Below are 1,423 nucleotides of genomic sequence, written 5' to 3' on the forward strand. Positions count from 1 at the left end.
GACGAGTGAATTTATTCACGAAGCAATCGGAAGTGGTTCCAAGAAAAGCCTCTAAGCTTCAGTCATACGAGACCGTACCGCAAACCGACACAGGTGGGCGAGATGAGTATTCTAAGGCGCTTGAGAGAACTCGGGAGAAGGAACTCGGCAAATTGGTACCGTAACTTCGGGAAAAGGTACGCCCCGGTAGCTTGATTGGTTTACTCCATGAGGGTGAAAGGGTTGCAATAAACTGGTGGCTGCGACTGTTTAATAAAAACACAGCACTCTGCAAACACGAAAGTGGACGTATAGGGTGTGACGCCTGCCCGGTGCTGGAAGATTAAATGATGGGGTGCAAGCTCTTGATTGAAGTCCCAGTAAACGGCGGCCGTAACTATAACGGTCCTAAGGTAGCGAAATTCCTTGTCGGGTAAGTTCCGACCTGCACGAATGGCGTAACGATGGCCACACTGTCTCCTCCCGAGACTCAGCGAAGTTGAAATGTTTGTGATGATGCAATCTACCCGCGGCTAGACGGAAAGACCCCATGAACCTTTACTGTAGCTTTGCATTGGACTTTGAACCAATCTGTGTAGGATAGGTGGGAGGCTTTGAAGCGGGGACGCTAGTTCTCGTGGAGCCAACCTTGAAATACCACCCTGGTTTGTTTGAGGTTCTAACCTTGGTCCGTTATCCGGATCGGGGACAGTGCATGGTAGGCAGTTTGACTGGGGCGGTCTCCTCCTAAAGTGTAACGGAGGAGTTCGAAGGTACGCTAGATACGGTCGGACATCGTGTTGATAGTGCAATGGCATAAGCGTGCTTAACTGCGAGACTGACAAGTCGAGCAGGTACGAAAGTAGGACATAGTGATCCGGTGGTTCTGTATGGAAGGGCCATCGCTCAACGGATAAAAGGTACTCTGGGGATAACAGGCTGATTCCTCCCAAGAGTTCATATCGACGGGGGAGTTTGGCACCTCGATGTCGGCTCATCACATCCTGGGGCTGTAGCCGGTCCCAAGGGTATGGCTGTTCGCCATTTAAAGTGGTACGTGAGCTGGGTTTAAAACGTCGTGAGACAGTTTGGTCCCTATCTGCCGTGGGCGTTGGAAATTTGAAGGGGGCTGCTCCTAGTACGAGAGGACCGGAGTGGACGAACCTCTGGTGTACCGGTTGTCACGCCAGTGGCATTGCCGGGTAGCTAAGTTCGGAAGAGATAACCGCTGAAAGCATCTAAGCGGGAAACTTGCCTTGAGATGAGATTTCCCAGAGCCTTGAGCTCTTTGAAGGGTCGTTCGAGACCAGGACGTTGATAGGCTGGGTGTGGAAGTGCAGTAATGCATTAAGCTAACCAGTACTAATTGCCCGTACGGCTTGTCCCTATAACCTTAGCAGGTACAGAGGATAAGACGGTACAACGTTGCGTGTGTGTTGATACA

1 rRNA gene is annotated in these 1,423 nt (G+C 51.0%); it reads left to right on the forward strand.

The window, feature by feature from the left end:
- Positions 1–1,366 (forward strand): 23S ribosomal RNA (locus ACQ4WQ_RS28405); the annotation flags it as partial.
- Positions 1,367–1,423 lie beyond the last annotated feature (57 nt).

The sequence above is a fragment of the Janthinobacterium goodfellowi genome, from assembly GCF_051380695.1.
GTDB lineage: Bacteria > Pseudomonadota > Gammaproteobacteria > Burkholderiales > Burkholderiaceae_D > Janthinobacterium.